This is a genomic window from Georgenia sp. M64 (assembly GCF_038049925.1).
Lineage (GTDB): Bacteria > Actinomycetota > Actinomycetes > Actinomycetales > Actinomycetaceae > Georgenia.
In genome coordinates, this window is record NZ_CP145809.1 from 1,180,702 (window position 1) to 1,196,631 (window position 15,930).

The 15,930-nt window shown below is 76.3% G+C and carries 12 protein-coding genes; 5 read left to right on the forward strand and 7 right to left on the reverse strand.

Translation table 11 applies throughout. The features are described from left to right. Nucleotides 1–218 precede the first annotated feature (218 nt). From AAEM63_RS05360 to AAEM63_RS05370, 3 genes are read right to left on the reverse strand one after another with little or no spacing between them, the layout of a single operon-like run. Nucleotides 219–1,043: a DNA-formamidopyrimidine glycosylase family protein gene (locus AAEM63_RS05360; RefSeq protein ID WP_341360598.1), complete on the reverse strand. Its 825-nt coding sequence runs from the start codon at nt 1,041–1,043 to the stop codon at nt 219–221. Beyond that, entirely contained in the window at nt 1,036–2,277 is a 1,242-nt protein-coding gene (locus AAEM63_RS05365) for an MFS transporter (RefSeq protein WP_341360599.1), read from the reverse strand. Before AAEM63_RS05365 ends, AAEM63_RS05360 begins: the two co-directional genes overlap by 8 nt. Beyond that, on the reverse strand, nt 2,274–2,837 hold the full coding sequence (locus AAEM63_RS05370) for a helix-turn-helix domain-containing protein (RefSeq protein ID WP_341360600.1): 564 nt from the start codon (nt 2,835–2,837) through the stop codon (nt 2,274–2,276). The genes AAEM63_RS05365 and AAEM63_RS05370 overlap by 4 nt, the downstream gene beginning before the upstream one ends. A 57-nt stretch (nt 2,838–2,894) precedes the next feature. On the opposite strand from AAEM63_RS05370, the gene AAEM63_RS05375 reads away from it, so the two are divergent. After that, nucleotides 2,895–5,267, forward strand: a complete 2,373-nt coding sequence (locus AAEM63_RS05375; protein ID WP_341360601.1) for a GNAT family N-acetyltransferase — start codon at nt 2,895–2,897, stop codon at nt 5,265–5,267. Nucleotides 5,268–5,271: 4 nt separating this feature from the next. Here AAEM63_RS05375 and AAEM63_RS05380 read toward each other — a convergent pair whose 3' ends face one another. Then, entirely contained in the window at nt 5,272–10,116 is a 4,845-nt protein-coding gene (locus AAEM63_RS05380; RefSeq protein ID WP_341360602.1) for an ATP-dependent helicase, read from the reverse strand. 89 nt (nt 10,117–10,205) lie between these two features. On the opposite strand from AAEM63_RS05380, the gene AAEM63_RS05385 reads away from it, so the two are divergent. From AAEM63_RS05385 to AAEM63_RS05400, 4 genes are all read left to right on the forward strand, one after another. Further along, nucleotides 10,206–10,439, forward strand: a complete 234-nt coding sequence (locus AAEM63_RS05385; RefSeq protein ID WP_341360603.1) for a DUF3046 domain-containing protein — start codon at nt 10,206–10,208, stop codon at nt 10,437–10,439. A 405-nt stretch (nt 10,440–10,844) separates the two neighbouring features. After that, on the forward strand, nt 10,845–11,456 hold the full coding sequence (locus AAEM63_RS05390; protein ID WP_341360604.1) for a DUF937 domain-containing protein: 612 nt from the start codon (nt 10,845–10,847) through the stop codon (nt 11,454–11,456). A gap of 233 nt (nt 11,457–11,689) precedes the next feature. Continuing rightward, nucleotides 11,690–12,742 (forward strand): recombinase RecA, encoded by a 1,053-nt coding sequence (gene recA / locus AAEM63_RS05395; RefSeq protein ID WP_341360605.1) that lies wholly within the window; start codon nt 11,690–11,692, stop codon nt 12,740–12,742. A 4-nt stretch (nt 12,743–12,746) separates the two neighbouring features. Beyond that, on the forward strand, nt 12,747–13,304 hold the full coding sequence (locus AAEM63_RS05400; RefSeq protein WP_341360606.1) for a regulatory protein RecX: 558 nt from the start codon (nt 12,747–12,749) through the stop codon (nt 13,302–13,304). Nucleotides 13,305–13,380: 76 nt separating this feature from the next. Here AAEM63_RS05400 and AAEM63_RS05405 read toward each other — a convergent pair whose 3' ends face one another. The 3 genes from AAEM63_RS05405 to AAEM63_RS05415 are packed head-to-tail and all read right to left on the reverse strand — an operon-like array spanning nt 13,381 to nt 15,822. Beyond that, entirely contained in the window at nt 13,381–14,259 is an 879-nt protein-coding gene (locus AAEM63_RS05405) for an aminodeoxychorismate lyase (protein ID WP_341360607.1), read from the reverse strand. A 16-nt stretch (nt 14,260–14,275) separates the two neighbouring features. Further along, nucleotides 14,276–15,145, reverse strand: coding sequence for an amino acid ABC transporter permease (locus tag AAEM63_RS05410; RefSeq protein ID WP_341360608.1), 870 nt, complete (start codon nt 15,143–15,145; stop codon nt 14,276–14,278). After that, nucleotides 15,142–15,822, reverse strand: coding sequence for an ABC transporter permease subunit (locus tag AAEM63_RS05415; protein WP_341361316.1), 681 nt, complete (start codon nt 15,820–15,822; stop codon nt 15,142–15,144). Before AAEM63_RS05415 ends, AAEM63_RS05410 begins: the two co-directional genes overlap by 4 nt. Between the last annotated feature and the right edge of the window lie 108 nt (nt 15,823–15,930).

Sequence of the window (15,930 nt, forward strand, 5' to 3'; positions counted from 1 at the left end):
CGGTCGACCGCGGGCCGTCCCCACCACGGACCGCGGGCGAACGACGCAGAAGATCCTGTCAGGCATCGCCTGGCAGGATCTTCGGCGTCCCGGCGTCCCGGCGTCCCGGCGTCCCGGCGTCCCGGCGTCCCGGCGTCCCGGCGTCCCGGCGTCCCGGCGTCTCGGCGTCGCGGACAACGGCGTGCGGACCGAGGACCGCCGAGGAGGGCTCGGCGTCGTCAGCGTGCGCCGGTGGCGGCCCGGCCGACGGGAACGGGCTGGCAGCGCGGGCAGTAGAACGCCCTTCGCGCCGTCGGCGCCCGTCCCACCTCGCCCAGCGCGACCGGAGTGCCGCAGCGCGGGCACGGTCGCCGGTCCCGCCCGTGGACGTTGGCGCTGCGGCGCGGGTCGTCGGTGGCCCGCGGCGTGCGTGCGGCGACCGAGCGCAGCATGAGGGCCCGGGCTGTCGCGACCACCGCGGCCGCGGTCTCGCCGAGGTCGCCGGCGGGCGCCCACGGCGAGACCCGGTGCGCCCAGAGGCTCTCGGCCATGTAGATCGTCCCGAGGCCGGCGACGACGCGCTGGTCGAGGAGGACCTCACCGACGTCGCGGTCGCCCTGGTCGAGGATCCGGCGCCCCGCGGCGGCGACGTCGAGCTCCGCCCCGAGCACGTCCGGCCCGAGGTGACCCACCACCCGGTGCTCCTCCGCCGTGGGGACGAGGTCCATGAGGCCGAGGTCGATGCCCAGCGCGGTCCAGACCGGGGTGCCCAGCACGGCCCGCACGCGGGGCGACCGGTCCGCCCGCGACCTGCCGGCGGCGAGGTCGCCGGTGCGCACGATCCGCCACAGCCCGTCCATGCGCAGGTGCGTGTGGAGGGTGCGGCCGTCGTCGAGCCGCGTCAGCAGGTGCTTGCCGGCGGTGGCGTGGCCCAGCACCCGGCTCCCGACGAGGTCGACCCCCCCGAGGTCGGGCCAGCGCAGCTCCGCGCGAGCGAGGACCTGGCCGGCGATAGCGGCGTCCAGTCGGCGGGCGACCCGCACCACGATGTCACCCTCAGGCACCGGCGGCCTGCCTGGAGGCCCGGGCCTGTCGCCAGGCCGGCACGTACAGCGGCGCACCGAGCAGCAGGGCGCCGCCGGCGACGACCATGGCCGACGAGAGCGAGGTGCCGTCGGCGACCGCGGTGAGCACGAGGATGCCCACGGCCCCCGCGGGCTGGGCGGCCATGGAGTTCAGGGACACCACGGTGGCCCGGTGCCCGGGGCCGACCTGGCGGTGCAGGAGGGTCATGTGCGCCGGGTTGGACGCGCCGTGGGCCACATAGGCCACAAGGTACGCGGTGACGATCCCGGCCACGCCCGCGACCAGCCCGATCGCGACGACGGCGACCCCCTGGAGGATCCGCAGCAGGGCGGCGGCCGGCGCCAGCCCGGTGCGCCGCGCGAGAGCCGGGAGGAGTGCCGCGCCGGCTGCGGATGCGAGCCACGCGGCCGACGTCGCAGGTCCGGTCAGCGCGGCCGCCGCCTCGGTGTCGCCGATCACCTCGGCGAGCCGGACCGGCGTGAGGCTCTCGAGCGCGGCGAGGCCGAAGCCCCAGGTGAGCTCGACGGCGACGAGAGCCATGAGCACGGCGGAGCCGCGCAGGAGGCGGACGCCGTCGGCGACGGCCCGGGGCGTCGCCGACAGCGAGCGCCAGACCCGCCCGCGCGGTTCCTCGACCAGCGCCACCGCGATGCCCACCACCGTGAGGACCTGGACCGTCAGCGCCGCCACGACCGGCACCACGAGGGCCTCGACGCCGGGCAGCGGGTCCCAGGCGACCAGCCCGCCGCCCGCCAGGGCGCCCCCGGCGATGGCGAGACCGAGCACCGTCCCCTGGGCGCTGAGCCCCTTCTCGATGGGCGCCGCCGGGTCCGCGGCCTGGACGGCGTCGACGTACCAGGCTTCGAGCGGGCCGCTGTCGAGCGCCCGGTGGACACCCTGGAGGGCCCAGACCACCGCGAATGCCGCGACTGTCTCGGCGGTGAGGAGGACCGCCAGGGCGACGGCGCCCACGACCGCGGCCAGGAGGAGCACCCGACGGCGGCCGAGGGAGTCGGCCAGCCCGCCGGTGGGCAGCTCGAGCGCCAGGACGACGGCGCCCTGGAGGGCCGCGACGGTGCCCACCTCGGTCAGGCTCAGTCCCCGCTCGAGGGGGAGGAGGACGGTGACGGGGATGACGAGCCCCACGGGGAGCCAGCGCAGGGCGCTGACGAGGAGGAAGCGGCGCGTGACCGACCGCGGCGTGAGGGTCATGGCGGGTCGCCCTGGGGGAAGGCGTGGACGAACAGGAGCACGCGTCGTGCGTCCGGCGCGGGTGGGGCGTCGCGGTAGCCGTCGATGACGGCCGCGAGGTCGTCGAGGAGCGCGCGGAGCCGGTCCGGCGGCAGGTCGACGAACCAGTCGCCACCACCGGCGGCGTCGCGCCACCGCGGTGGCCACCGGTGCTTCGCGTCCTGCCAGGAGCCGGCCCGTTCCTCGAGGACGCGCAGGGAGTCGGCCTCGAGCCAGTCGTTGGCGGCCTCGCCGTCGGGGTCTCCCGCCGCGTCGGAGGGGGACCAGGAGTGGCCCTCGGACGCCGCCCGCCAGAGCCGTTCCCGACCGCGCCCGCCCGGCTCGTCGACGACCAGCCCGGTCTCGGCGAGCCGACGCAGGTGGTAGCTGGTGGCGCCGGAGTTGGTCCCCAGCGCCTGCGCCAGGGTGCTGGCGCTCGCCGGTCCGCCGAGCCGCAGGGCCCCGAGCAGCCGGCTGCGCAGCGGGTGGGCGAGGATCTTCATCGCGCGGGCGTCCAGGCGCATGGTGCGAGGTCGGCTCACGCTGTGCACAATAGTTGTGCACAGAAAGTGTGGGAAGCCTGCGTGCCATGATGAGGCGTGGCGAGGACCGCTTCCACCGTCGACCTCGTGCCGCTGCCCGTCGCGGCGCTGGCCGCACTGGCCGACGGAGACCTCGCGGCCGCCCGCGCCGAGTCCGGCCTGCCGCTGACGGGGTTCTTCCTCACGCCCCGCGCGGTGAGCCTGTGGCGTCTGCGTCTCGGCCAGATCCGGGAGGACCCCGAGGCCGCCCGCTGGGTGGCCCGCGCGGCTGTGCTCTCCCCGTCGGGCGAGGTGGTCGGGCACGCCGGCTTCCACGGCCCGCCCGACCCGGCCGGGATGGTGGAGATCGGCTACTCGATCGCCCCGGCGTACCGCCGTCGCGGGCACGCCCGGGCCGCTGTGCGCGCCCTCCTGGCGCTGGCCGTGGCGGACCCTCGCGTGCGCACGGTCCGGGCCTCGATCAGCCCGGACAACGCCGCCTCGCTCGCCACCGTCGCGCCGCTGGGCTTCGTGCGGGTCGGCGAGCAGTGGGACGAGGACGACGGCCTCGAGCTGGTCCTCGAGCGTCCGGTCCGCCCCGGCGGACCGGACGGACCGGCGGAGCAGAAGGACGGCCCGGCGGAGCGGCAGGACGGAGCCGGCCCTGCCGACGTCGGTCCCGCCACCGGTCCCGCCACCGGTCGCGCCACCGACCCTGGCACCTCTCCCGAGATCGACGTCCTCGTCGTCGGTGCAGGCCCGACCGGCCTCGCGCTGTGCGCCCAGCTCCTCGCGCACGGAGCGCGCGTGCGACTGGTCGACCGGGGCGCCGACCGCGCGCACGAGTCCCGTGCGCTGGCGATCCAGCCTAGGACGATGGAGGTCCTCGCCCCGCTGGGGATCGCGGCCGCGCTCGTCGCCGAGGGCAACCCGGCGGTGCGGGTGGCCGTCCACCTCGGACGCCGCACGCTCGTCGTGCCGCTGTCGGGGGCGGGACTGGGCACCCCGTACCCGTTCCTGCTCTTCCTCTCCCAGGCCCGCACGGAGCAGGTCCTTCTCGACCACGTCGCCGAGGGCGGTCTGGACCCCGAGCGTGAGGTCGAGCTGACGGGCCTGAGTGCGGGCGCCCGGGGGGTGACCTGCCGGCTGCGCGGACCGGGCGGCGAGGAGCAGGTGGTCCGGGCGGGGTACGTCGTGGGCTGCGACGGCGCCCGGAGCACCGTGCGAGACCTCGCCGGCATCGCCTTCCTCGGCGAGCGCTACCCGCAGTCGTTCGTCCTGGCCGACGTCGCGGCCGACGGGCCGGCCCCGGGCGCGGCGCACGCCTACGTGGGCCGCGACGGGATGCTCCTGATGTTCCCCATCGAACAGCCCGCCCCGTGGCGCATCGTGGCCATGCGGCGTGCGGGTGCCCCCCTGGGGGCCGAGGTCACCCTCGCCGAGGTGCAGGCGCTGGTGGACGCGCACACCAGCGGCGTACGGCTCCACGACCCCGTCTGGCTCTCCGGGTTCAGGCTGGCGCGCCGGCGAGCGAGCCGGCTGCGAGCCGGCCGGGTGCTCCTGGCCGGGGACGCCGCCCACGTGCACAGCCCGGCCGGCGCCCAGGGCATGAACACCGGGATCCAGGACGCGGTCAACCTCGGCTGGAAGCTCGCGCTGGTCGCGACGGGACGGGCGGTGCCGGACCTGCTCGACACGTACGAGGCCGAGCGGATGCCTGTCGCGCGCCGCGTGCTGCGGATGACCGACCGCGCCTTCAGCGTCGCCACCTCGGCCACCCCCGCGGTGCGGCTGGCCCGGGTCCACCTGGCGCCGCGCCTGCTGGCCGTGGTGCTGCGCGCCCGTCGGGTGCTCGCGCTCGGCTTCCGCGTCGTCGCCCAGCTGACGATCTCGTACCGGGGCAGCCCCCTGGCAGGCCCCCTGGCCGGCGACGGCCCCCGCCACCACGAGCGAGCGCGGGCGACGGACGGGCTGCCGCGACGACGTCTCCGGGCCGGGGACCGCCTTCCGGACGTCCCGCTCGTGGGCGCGGGCGCGGCGACGCTCCACGAGGCGCTGGCCCGCCCCGCGTTCCACCTCCTGCTCGCCGGGCGTCCGGCGCCGCCTGATGCAGGCCTCGGCGGCCGGGACCCGGGCGGCGACCTCGGTGACCCGGGCGAGGGTGGAGGCCACCTCGGCGACCCGGGCGACGGTGGAGGCCACCTCGGCGACCTCGCGGTCCTGGTGCGCCGCGGGGACCTCCGGGTCCTGCACGTCGTCGCCGACCCCGGCGCGCAGCACCCGACGCGGGCGGAGGCGGAAGTGCTGGTGCTGCGGGACGGGGCCGACCTCGAGCGGCTCGGGCTGGCGCGAGCCGACGGCGCGCTCCTGGTCCGCCCCGACGGGCACCTGGCCCACCGGGGCACGTCGGCGGGGGCGCGCGCGTGGCTGGCGAGGTGGCTGCGGCCGTAGGGCCTCAGCGTCGGGCGGGGGCGGCGCGCAGCCGCAGCCCCTTCGGGGTGGGTCCGAAGCCGGCCCCGGCCAGGGCGGCCCCCAGCGGCCCGTGGCTCTCCAGCGCGCCGACGCCGTCCACCTGACGGAGCGTGAGAGCCCCGAGCGCACCCGTGCCCGCCACCTGGGCCAGCGCCTCGGCCGCGGGAACGAGCAGCTCGACCTCGTCGGTGAAGGACAGCAGGGTCCGGCCGCCCCGCTCCACGTACAGGGTCATCGTCCCGTCGACGAGGACGACGACCGCGCCGGCCTTGCGCCCGGGCCGGTGCCCCTCGCCCGCGGTCGTCGGGGGCCACGCGAGCGCGGCGCCGTAGGGGTTGGCGGGGTCGGTGGCGGCGAGGAGGTGCACCCGCGGCGCGGGCTGCCGGCCGGGGTCGTCCGCGGCGGAGCGCCGAGCGGCGACCTCGGCGGCGTCGCCGCGGAGCCGGTCCACGACCTCCGGGAGCGCGAACTGCGCCGCGCCCAGGCCCTCGACGAGGTAACCGCGGCGCACCTGGCCCGAGTCCTCGAGGTGGCGCAGCACCTGGTAGGCCGCGCCGAAGCCGCCGGGGAGGTCCTCCAGGCCGGCGGCGCCGCGGACCAGGACGCCGTGCCGCTCGAGCAGTGCGAGGGTGAGGGCGGTGGCCCGGCGCGTGCGTTCGTCGGCGGCCTCGGCGGCGCCGAGGTCCCCCGGACGGACGAGCGACCACCGGCCGGCCGCGGCCGGCGGCTGCGCCCCACCCGGCCGGCTCCCCGCGACCGCCACCCTCGACAGGGCCGAGCGGCGCAGGGACGCGCCGGGCCGCATCGACCGGGCGCGCGCCGGCACGCGCGCGGCGGTGTGACTGGGGCGGCCCCCGCCGAGCCGCGCGCGCACGGGGGCGAGCGTGTCGTTGGTGACGAGGCCCGCCCACACGAGGTCCCAGAGCGCGTCGAGGACCTCCGCGGGCGAGGCCGTGACGCCCCCCTCCGGAAGGGGGAGCAGCTCGCGGAAGAACCGGCCGCCGCCGGCCGCGAGCACCGTGCGGAGGTGCTCGTGGACCTCGCCGGGGGCGACGTCACCGGGAGGAGGTGCGAGGTCGGCGACGGCGTCGGCCGGCAGGAGCGTGAGCTGACCGTCCACGCCGGGCAGGGCCCCGGCCCCGACCCACAGCACCTCCCCGGCGCTGGTCAGCTCGTCGAGCATCGCCGGGGAGTAGTCCCGCACCCGGGCGGGAAGGACCAGGGACTCCAGTGCCGACGCCGGCAGGCGGGCGCCGGCGAGCTGGTCGACCACGGCGAGGACGCCGTCGGTGCCGCGCAGGTCGGGGCGCGAGCCGACGGGCGCCACGTGCTGCCACCGGGGCCCGAAGACGGCGAGGGTCTGCGGGGCCACGGGCTCGACCTCGCTGCGCAGGTGCGCCAGGGTCCGTCGCCGGATCCGGCGCATGACCTCGGCGTCGCAGAACTGCACGACCCCGTCCCCGTCCGGGACGAGGCGGCCCGTGACGACGACGACGGTGCGTACCAGCTCGGCGAGGACGGGCGCCACCGCTCCCGGCGCCAGGCCCAGGCGTGCGCCCACCTCCGCGGCGGTGAAGGGACCGTGCGTGCGGGCATGACGGCGGACGAGGTCGCCGAGCGGGTCGGGCACGGGGGCGAGCACGGCATCGGGCAGTCCGAGGGGCAGCGCGGTGCCGAGGGCGTCGCGCAGCCGGCCGGCGTCCTCGGTGACCGCCCACTGCTGGGTGCCCGCCACCCGGACGGCCATGACGCGCCGCTCGGCGACGAGGGTGTCGAGCCACCCGGGCACCGCGGCGGGATCGGCCGCGCGGAGGGTGAGGTCGTGCGTGGTCACCGGACCGAGCCGGCGGACGAGGTCGACCAGGCCCTCGGCGTCCTTCGCCCGGGCGTTCTCCGTGCGGAGCCCCACCTCGGCGGAGACCTCCGCGACCGCCGCCGGGTCGAGAAGGTCCGCGAGGTCGCCCAGCTCGGAACCGACGAGCTCGGCCATGAGGGCGGGGTCCAGCGCCAGGGCCGCCGCGCGCCGCTCGGCCAGGGGTGCGTCGCCGTCGTAGAGGAACTGGGCGACGTACCCCATGAGGAGGGACCGGGCGAAGGGCGACGGGCCGGGGGTGGAGACCTCCACGAGGCGCACCTCCCGCGCCTCGACCCGGCGCATGAGCTCGGTGAGGGCGGGCACGTCGAAGTCGTCCTGAAGGCACTCGCGCACGGCCTCGAGGACGATGGGGAAGTCGGGGAAGCGGGCCGCGACCGCGAGGAGCTGGGCGGCGCGGTGACGCTGCTGCCACAGCGGCTGGCGCCGGTCGGGCCGGCGGCGCGGCAGCAGCAGCGCCCGGGAGGCGCCCTCGCGGAACCGTGCGGCGAAGTGCGCCGACCCGGTCAGCGCCGCCACCACCGAGCCGGAGACCTCGCCCGGGTCCAGGAGGAGGTCGGCCAGGTCCAGCGGCCCGCCGTCGCCGGCCTCGGTGTCGGGCAGGCGCAGGACGATGCCGTCGTCGGCGGGGGAGGCGTTGACGTCCATCCCGGTCGACTCCTGGAGCCGGGCGGCCAGGACCAGCGCCCACGGCGCGTGGACGCGCGCGCCGTAGGGGCTGTGGATGACGACCCGCCAGTCCCCGAGCTCGTCGCGGAACCGCTCGACGACGATCGTGCGGTCGTCGGGCAGGGTCGCGGTCGCCTCCCGCTGCTCCGCGAGGTAGGCGAGCACGTTCGTCCGCGCCCACTGGTCCAGCCCGGCCTCGTCGAGGGACCGGTCGGCGCCGCCGTCGTCGAGATGGGCGAGCAGGTCGCGCGTGGTGGCCCCGAGGGCCCGGCCCAGCTCGGCCGGACGCCCCGGGGAGTCGCCCTTCCAGAAGGGGAGCCGGCCCGGCTGCCCGGGGGCGGGGGTGACCAGGACCCGGTCCGGCGTGATGGCCTCGATCCGCCACGTGCTCGTGCCCAGGGTGAACGTGTCGCCGACCCGCGACTCGTAGACCATCTCCTCGTCCAGCTCACCGACCCGGCGCCCCCCGCCCCGGGCGCCCGCGGTCACCGCCGCCGACCCGCCGGCGGGTCCCTCCTCGGCGGGAGGGCCGCCCGCGAGGTAGACGCCGAACATGCCCCGGTCGGGGATGGTCCCGCCCGAGGTGGCCGCCAGGCGCAGGGCCCCGGGGCGGGCCCGTAGCACGCCGGTGGTGCGGTCCCAGACGAGGCGGGGGCGCAGCTCGGCGAAGTCCTCGCTGGGGTAGCGGCCCGCGAGCATGTCCAGGACGGCGGTGAGCGAGCGCTCGCCGAGCGTCGCGAACGGGGCCGCACGGCGGACGAGGGCGGCGAGGTCGGCGACGGCGAGGTCCTCCACGGCGAGCATCGCCACGACCTGCTGGGCGAGGACGTCCAGCGGGTTGGCCGGGATGTGGATCTCCTCGATGAGCCCGGAGCGCGCGCGGGCGGCCGTGACCGCCGACGGGAGCAGCTCGCCGCGGTGGGTGGGCAGGACGACGCCGTGGGAGACGGCGCCCACCTGGTGACCGGCACGGCCGATGCGCTGCAGGGCCGAGGCCACCGACGGCGGCGCCCCGACCTGGATGACGAGGTCCACCGCGCCCATGTCGATGCCGAGCTCGAGGGAGGACGTCGAGACCACGGCGCGCAGCGTCCCCGACTTCAGGGCCGTCTCGGTCCGCACCCGCTCCTCCCGGCTCATCGACCCGTGGTGCGCGCGGGCGATGACCTCCTCGGCGGGCAGGGCGGTGCCGGACTGTCCCGGCGCGGCGGCCGCCCACGAGCCGCCCTGGTCGTCGAGCACCGCCAGCCCGCCGGCCCCGCTCTGGCGGGCCGACCACTCCTCGTTCAGCCGGGCGGTCAGCCGCTCGGCGGAGCGCCGGGAGTTGGTGAACACGATGGTGCTGCGGTGCGCGGCGACGAGGTCGACGACCCGCTCGGTCAGGTGCGGCCACACCGAGGGGCGGGACAGCTCGGGCAGGGCGCCGGCGGCGTCCCCGGACAGGTCCGGCTCCCCGGCCGACGCGGGACCACCGATCCGCCCGCCGCCGGCGCCGTCGTCCGGCCGCGGAGGCGTGCGTAGGGGCGTCGCGGCCGGGTCGGCGAGGTCCTCGACCGGGACCACGACGTCGACGCGCAGCTCCTTGGTGGACCCGGGCTCGACGACCCGCACGGGCCGGCCGCCGTCGGCCAGCGGGCGGTGACCGGCGAGGAAGGTCCCCACCGTGCCGACGGGCCGGACGGTGGCCGAGAGGCCCACCCGCTGGACCGGGGCGGGCAGCATCGCGTCGAGCCGTTCCAGGCTCACCGCCAGGTGCGCCCCGCGCTTGGTGCCGGCCACGGCGTGGACCTCGTCGAGGATGACGGTGCGCACCCCGCGCAGCCCCTCCCGGGCCGAGGAGGTCAGGACGAGGTAGAGCGACTCCGGGGTCGTGATGAGGATGTCCGGCGGACGGGTGCCCAGGCGCCGGCGCTCGGCCGCCGGGGTGTCCCCGGTGCGCACGCCCACCCGGACGTCGGCCACCGGCCGGCCGAGCCGCGCCGCCGCCTGCGAGATGCCCACCAGCGGCGAGCGGAGGTTGCGCTCGACGTCGGCGGCCAGGGCCTTGAGGGGGGAGACGTAGAGCACCCGGCACCGCTCCTGGGGCTCGGGGACCTCCCCGGTGAGCATCTCGTCGATCGCCCAGAGGAACGCCGCGAGCGTCTTGCCCGAACCCGTGGGCGCGACGACGAGGGCGTGCTCGCCCGAGGCGATGGCCTCCCACGCGCCCGTCTGCGCCGCCGTCGGCGCCGCGAAGGCACCGTCGAACCACGCCTGGGTCGGCTCGGAGAACGGCACGAGCGTCATTGTGCCGTCCGCCGCCGACATCGCGCCCGGCGGGGCGCCGGGCGGCGCCGCGCCCGGCAGGGTGCCGGGCGGCGTGGGAGGGTGGGGGCGTGAAGCACTCGGAGTTCTGGCAGGTCCTCGAGGCGACGTTCGGTGCTGGCTACGGCCGCTCGGTCGCCGAGGACCTCGTCCTCGCCTCGGTCGGCGGGCGCACCGCGGCCCGGGCGCTGGCCGACGGGGTGCCGCCCCGCACGGTGTGGGACGCCGTCTGCGACGAGATGGAGCTCGACGACGCGACCCGGTGGCGTCACCGCCGGGAGCCGCGCAAGGACCGCTCGGCCTGACCGGCGGGTCACGCCTGCTCGTCCCGGGCCGGAGTCCGGACCTGGGCGCGGGTCGGGGTCGCGGGTGGTCAGGGCCGCGGGCGTGCACCCGGCCGAGGGCCACGCTTCTGGGTGAGGTCGAGGGTTCGGGGTGAGGTCGTGGTTCGGGGTGAGGTCGAGGGTTCCCGGTGAGGTCGTCGGTTCCGGGTGAGGTCGCCGACGCGGGGCCGCTGACTCGGCCCGGTCGCTGCTGACTCACCCCGTAGCGAGCGGCGCACCGCGACCACCGGCACTCCGCCGAGCGACTCACCGGAACCTGCCGGACCCCGACCGGTCGAACGCCGCCCGTGCGCGCGCCGCCCCCGGCGTGTCTAGGCTCGTGAGCACGGACCGCCCGGCCGGGGCGGCGGGAGACGAGGAGTGACCGTGAGCGCCGTGGAAGACATCATCGGGCAGATCCCCATGGCCGACCTGGCCGGACGCCTGGGCGTGGACGAGGCGACGGCGGAGAAGGCCGCCCGTCAGGCCCTGCCCGCGCTCCTGGGCGGCATGCGGGCCAACTCCGCCGACCCCGCCGGTGCGGCCTCCCTCGGCGCCGCGGTCGAGCGTCACCCCGCCTCGCTGGTCGAGGGCGGGGTGGATCTGGACGAGGTGGACACGGCGGACGGGGAGAAGATCGTGCGCCACGTCTTCGGTGACCGCACCGACGACGTCACCGGGCGCCTCGAGGACGCCGCCCCGCTCCGCGGTGCGGCCACCCTCGGCGCTGGCGGGCTCGGTGCCGCGCCCCTCGGAGGTTCCGGCGGGCTCGGCGGCGGCGGGCTCGTGGCCAGGCTGCTGCCGATCCTCGCGCCGATCGTCATGTCCTACCTCGCCCGGCGGATGGGTGGCCAGGACCGCCAGGGCGGGGGGAGCGGTCCCTCGGGTGGTGGGCTCGACCAGATCCTCGGCGACCTCCTCGGCGGCGCCGGCGGCGGGGGAGGGCTCGGCGGGCTCGGCGGTCTCCTCGACGGCCTGCTCGGTGGCGGCCGGCGCTGACACGCGGCGTGTCGGAGCTGGCTTCGAACAACCGTTCGTCGTAGGGTCTTCCCAGGCGCCGACGGCGGCGGGTTTCCACAGGAGTGCGAGGGCCCGCTGACGGATGTCAGTGGTCGGGCATAGCGTCGCCAGCAGGTAGCCGTCCGGAGAGGGCGGGCCCTGCCACAGACCAGCCCTGTCCGATCCGAACGGGCCGCCCGCCGCGGCGCCCGTGCACCGAGAGGTGAGTTGACATGCCCGCTCCCGTAGCAGACCGCAGCAAGGCCCTGGAGGCCGCGCTCAGCCAGATCGACCGCCAGTTCGGCAAGGGGTCGGTCATGCGCCTGGGTGACGACACCCGCCCCAAGGTCCAGGTGATCCCGACCGGGTCGGTCGCCCTGGACGTCGCCCTGGGCATCGGCGGGCTGCCGCGCGGCCGCGTCGTGGAGATCTACGGACCGGAGTCCTCCGGCAAGACCACCGTCGCCCTGCACGCCGTCGCCAACGCCCAGCGGGCCGGTGGCATCGCCGCGTTCATCGACGCCGAGCACGCCCTCGACCCCGAGTACGCCAAGAAGCTCGGCGTGGACACCGACGCCCTCCTCGTCTCCCAGCCGGACACCGGTGAGCAGGCGCTGGAGATCATGGACATGCTCATCCGCTCCGGGGCGCTGGACATCGTCGTCATCGACTCCGTCGCCGCCCTCGTGCCCAAGGCGGAGATCGAGGGCGAGATGGGTGACTCCCACGTGGGCCTCCAGGCCCGCCTCATGTCCCAGGCGCTGCGCAAGATCACCGGTGCGCTCTCCGCCTCGGGGACCACGGCCATCTTCATCAACCAGCTGCGCGAGAAGATCGGGGTGTTCTTCGGCTCGCCCGAGACCACCACCGGCGGCAAGGCGCTGAAGTTCTACGCGTCGGTGCGTCTCGACGTGCGGCGCATCGAGACCCTCAAGGAGGGCTCTGACGCGGTGGGCAACCGCACCCGTGTCAAGGTGGTCAAGAACAAGATGGCCCCGCCGTTCAAGCAGGCCGAGTTCGACATCCTCTACGGCCAGGGCATCTCCCGCGAGGGCGGCCTCATCGACCTCGGCGTCGAGAACGGCATCGTGCGCAAGTCCGGCGCCTGGTACACCTACGAGGGCGACCAGCTCGGGCAGGGCAAGGAGAAGTCCCGCCAGTTCCTCAAGGACAACCCCGAGCTCGCCGTGGAGATCGAGAAGAAGATCCTCACCAAGCTCGGGATCGGCGAGGCGGCGGCGGTGGAGGTGCCGGCCGACGTCGACGAGGTCCCGGTCGACTTCTGATCCGATGAGCGAGCGCACCCCGGGTCGGCGCGGCGGGCGGCGGCGGGCCGAGCTCGAGCCCCCGTCGACCGGCGCCGCCGCGCAGGACCGTGAGCCCGACGCCGAGGAGGTGGCGCGGACCATCGCGCTGCGCCAGCTCACCGCCGCGCCACGCAGCCGCGCCCAGCTCGAGGTCGCCATGGCCCGGCGCGACGTCCCCGAGGACGTCGCGGCCCGGGTGCTCGACCGGTTCACCGAGGTCGGGCTCGTCGACGACGGCGCCTACGCCGAGATGCTCGTGCGCACCCGTCACGCCGAGCGGGGACTCGCCCGCCGCGCCCTCGCCGAGGAGCTGCGGCGCAAGGGCATCGCGCCCGACGTCGCGGCGGGCGCCCTCGAGCAGGTCGACGACGCCGACGAGGAGGCCGCCGCCCTCGCGCTCGTGCGAAAGAAGGCCCGCTCGACCCGAGGGCTGGACGAGCAGGTGCGGCGGCGGCGCATGGCGGCACTGCTCGGCCGTAAGGGCTTCCCGGCCGGGGTCGCGATGCGCGCGGTCGAGACCGTCCTCGCGGAGGAGGAGTAGGGCGGGCGTCGGGCCGCGTCCGGCCGGGCGGCGGAGGCCGGGATCGCCGCCCTCAGGGTTCCGGGATCGACCGGCCTCAGGAGGTCCGGGCGGCGAGGGCGTCGTTGATCTCGGCGGTGAGGTGTGCGTCGACGGCCACCGGTCGGCCGTCGAGCTCGCGCACCGGTGCGGCCAGCCGGGTGCTGCTCATGAGCCAGAGGGCGTCGGCGTCCGCGAGCTCGGCCACCCGCACCGGGCGCGTTCGGGTGGCCGCGCCACGCGCGGCGAGGAGCTCGAACGCGTCGGCCTGGGTGGTGCCCGGCAGGACCCCGGCCTCGACCGGCGGGGTGACCAGCACTCCGCCGAGCCGCAGCACGACCGTCGAGGTTGGCCCCTCGAGCACGTAGCCGTCGGTGCTGGTGAAGATGACGTCGTCGGCGCCGCGACGCTGCGCCTCGCGCAGGGCGGCCCGGTTGAGCGCGTAGGACAGCGACTTCGCGCCCTGGAGGAGCCACGGTGCGGAGGTCGTGACGTCCGAGGCGTACCCGCGCGTGAGCGTCACCACCGCGATGCCGTCGGTGCGCTCGCGGGACCAGTCGCGGCTCACCTCGCCGTACGCCCACCCCGTGGCCCGGTCCTCACCCTCCGGACCGCGCGTCAGGACGAGCTTGCACCAGGCCGACGGGGCGTCGGCGAGGGCGCCGGCCACCTCCAGCGTGGCGGCGCGGAAGACGCCGAGGTCCGGCGGCGGCAGCTCCAGGAGTGCGGCGGAGCGGGCCAGGCGCGCGAGGTGGGCGTCGAGGGCCTGCGGCCGGCCGGCCGCGATCCCCACCGTCTCGAAGACGCCGTCGCCGCGGGTGATGCCGAGGTCGGTCACGAGGACGTGCGGCTCGTCGGCGGCCACGCGGCGCAGCGGGCGGCCGGGGCGACCGCGCCGAGGTTCGTCGACGAGGACGAGCACCGCCGGGGTGCTCACGCCCCGTACCCGGCGCTCACGTCCGGCTCCGGGGCATCGGCGTCTCCATCTCGATCGAGGGCTCCTGGACCTTCGCGCCGCCCGCGACCCGGTTGTCCAGGCGGCGCGCGACCCGTTCGGCGGCCGTCGTGAGGGTGTAGTTGATGGCGATGAAGAGCACCGCCGCCACGATGAGGGCCGGCAGCAGGTTGGCGTTGGAGGACCCCAGGAGCCGGGCCTGGCGCAGCAGCTCCGCGTAGTTGATGAGGTAGCCCAGGCCCGTGTCCTTGAGGATGACGACGAGCTGGCTGATCATCGACGGCATCATCGCGATGAGCGCCTGGGGCAGCTCCACCAGGCGCAGGCTCGCGGCCGGTGTCAGGCCGATCGCGAGGCCGGCCTCCCGCTGCCCGCGGGGCAGGTTGTGGACGCCGGAGCGGACGAGCTCGGCGATGACCGAGCCGTTGTACAGGGTCAGCGCGACGACGACCCCGTAGAAGGCCGGGTCGTCGACGGCGCCGGAGAAGGCGAACACGTTGTAGAAGAACAGCATCATGATGAGGACCGGAACGGCGCGGAAGAACTCCACGACCGCCCCCGAGACCCAGCGCAGTGCCGCGTGCTCGGAGAGCCGGCCCAGGCCGAAGAGGAGGCCGAAGACGTTCGCGGTGACGATCGCGATGGCCGCCGCCTTGAGCGTGGCGACGAGCCCGGGCAGGAGGTAGTTCTCCCACGCCGACGCGGTGGCGAAGGGCTCCCACTTCGTCGCGGTGAGCTGGCCCTGCCGGGCCAGGCCCCACACCACCCACGCGAGGACGCCCAGGACGACGAGGACGCCGACGACGTTGATCGCCATGATGCGCCGCCGTGCGCGTGGGCCCGGGGCGTCGAAGATCACCGAGCTCATCGGGCCACCCCCAGCCGGCGGGACAGATGGGTCGTCACCAGGCCGGTCGGCAGCACGATCGCCACCCAGCCCAGCGCGATGATGAGGAAGATCGCCACCGCCAGGTCGGGCCGGAACTCCATCATCGTGTTCATCACCGACGCGGCCTGGACGACGCCGGCGGCCTGGGCGACGGTCGTGTTCTTCGCCAGGGCGATGAGCGTGTTGCCCAGCGGTGCGATCGCCCCGCGGAAGGCCTGCGGCAGGATGATCAGCCGCATCGTCGCGCCGAATCCGAGCCCTATCGCGCGGGCGGCCTCCGCCTGCCCGGCCGGGACGGTGTTGACGCCGGAACGCAGCGCCTCGCAGACGAAGGCCGCGGTGTAGACCGACAGTCCCAGCACCGCCAGACGGAAGCTGTTGGTGGCGATGAAGTCGCCGCTGTCGCGCCCGGCCAGCTCGACCCCCAGCTGGCCCCACAGGCCCAGGGAGGCGGCGAGGATGATGAGCGTGAGGGGGATGTTGCGCACGGTGTTGACGTACGCGGCGCCGGCCCAGCGCAGGCTGGGGGCGGGGGAGACGCGCATGACCGCCAGCACGGTCCCCAGGACGAACGCGAAGAAGGCGGACCACAGGGTCAGGCGGACGTTGACGAGGAACGCGCCGAGGATGTCGTACGAGCCCAGCAGCTCGCCCATGTCGGCGAGGTATCCGCTCACCCGGTCCTCCTTCGTGGGTCGCCGGGCCGCTCAGGGCCCGGACAGGTGCGCCGGGCCGCTCAGGGCCCGGACGGGTGTGCCGGGACG

Coding starts and splice junctions, on each gene's coding strand:
- AAEM63_RS05365 (WP_341360599.1), bottom strand. CDS start 2,277: ATGACCCTCACGCCGCGGTCGGTCACGCGCCGCTTCCTCCTCGTCAGC.
- AAEM63_RS05380 (WP_341360602.1), bottom strand. CDS start 10,116: ATGACGCTCGTGCCGTTCTCCGAGCCGACCCAGGCGTGGTTCGACGGT.
- recA (WP_341360605.1), top strand. CDS start 11,690: ATGCCCGCTCCCGTAGCAGACCGCAGCAAGGCCCTGGAGGCCGCGCTC.
- AAEM63_RS05400 (WP_341360606.1), top strand. CDS start 12,747: ATGAGCGAGCGCACCCCGGGTCGGCGCGGCGGGCGGCGGCGGGCCGAG.
- AAEM63_RS05410 (WP_341360608.1), bottom strand. CDS start 15,145: ATGAGCTCGGTGATCTTCGACGCCCCGGGCCCACGCGCACGGCGGCGC.
- AAEM63_RS05415 (WP_341361316.1), bottom strand. CDS start 15,822: ATGGGCGAGCTGCTGGGCTCGTACGACATCCTCGGCGCGTTCCTCGTC.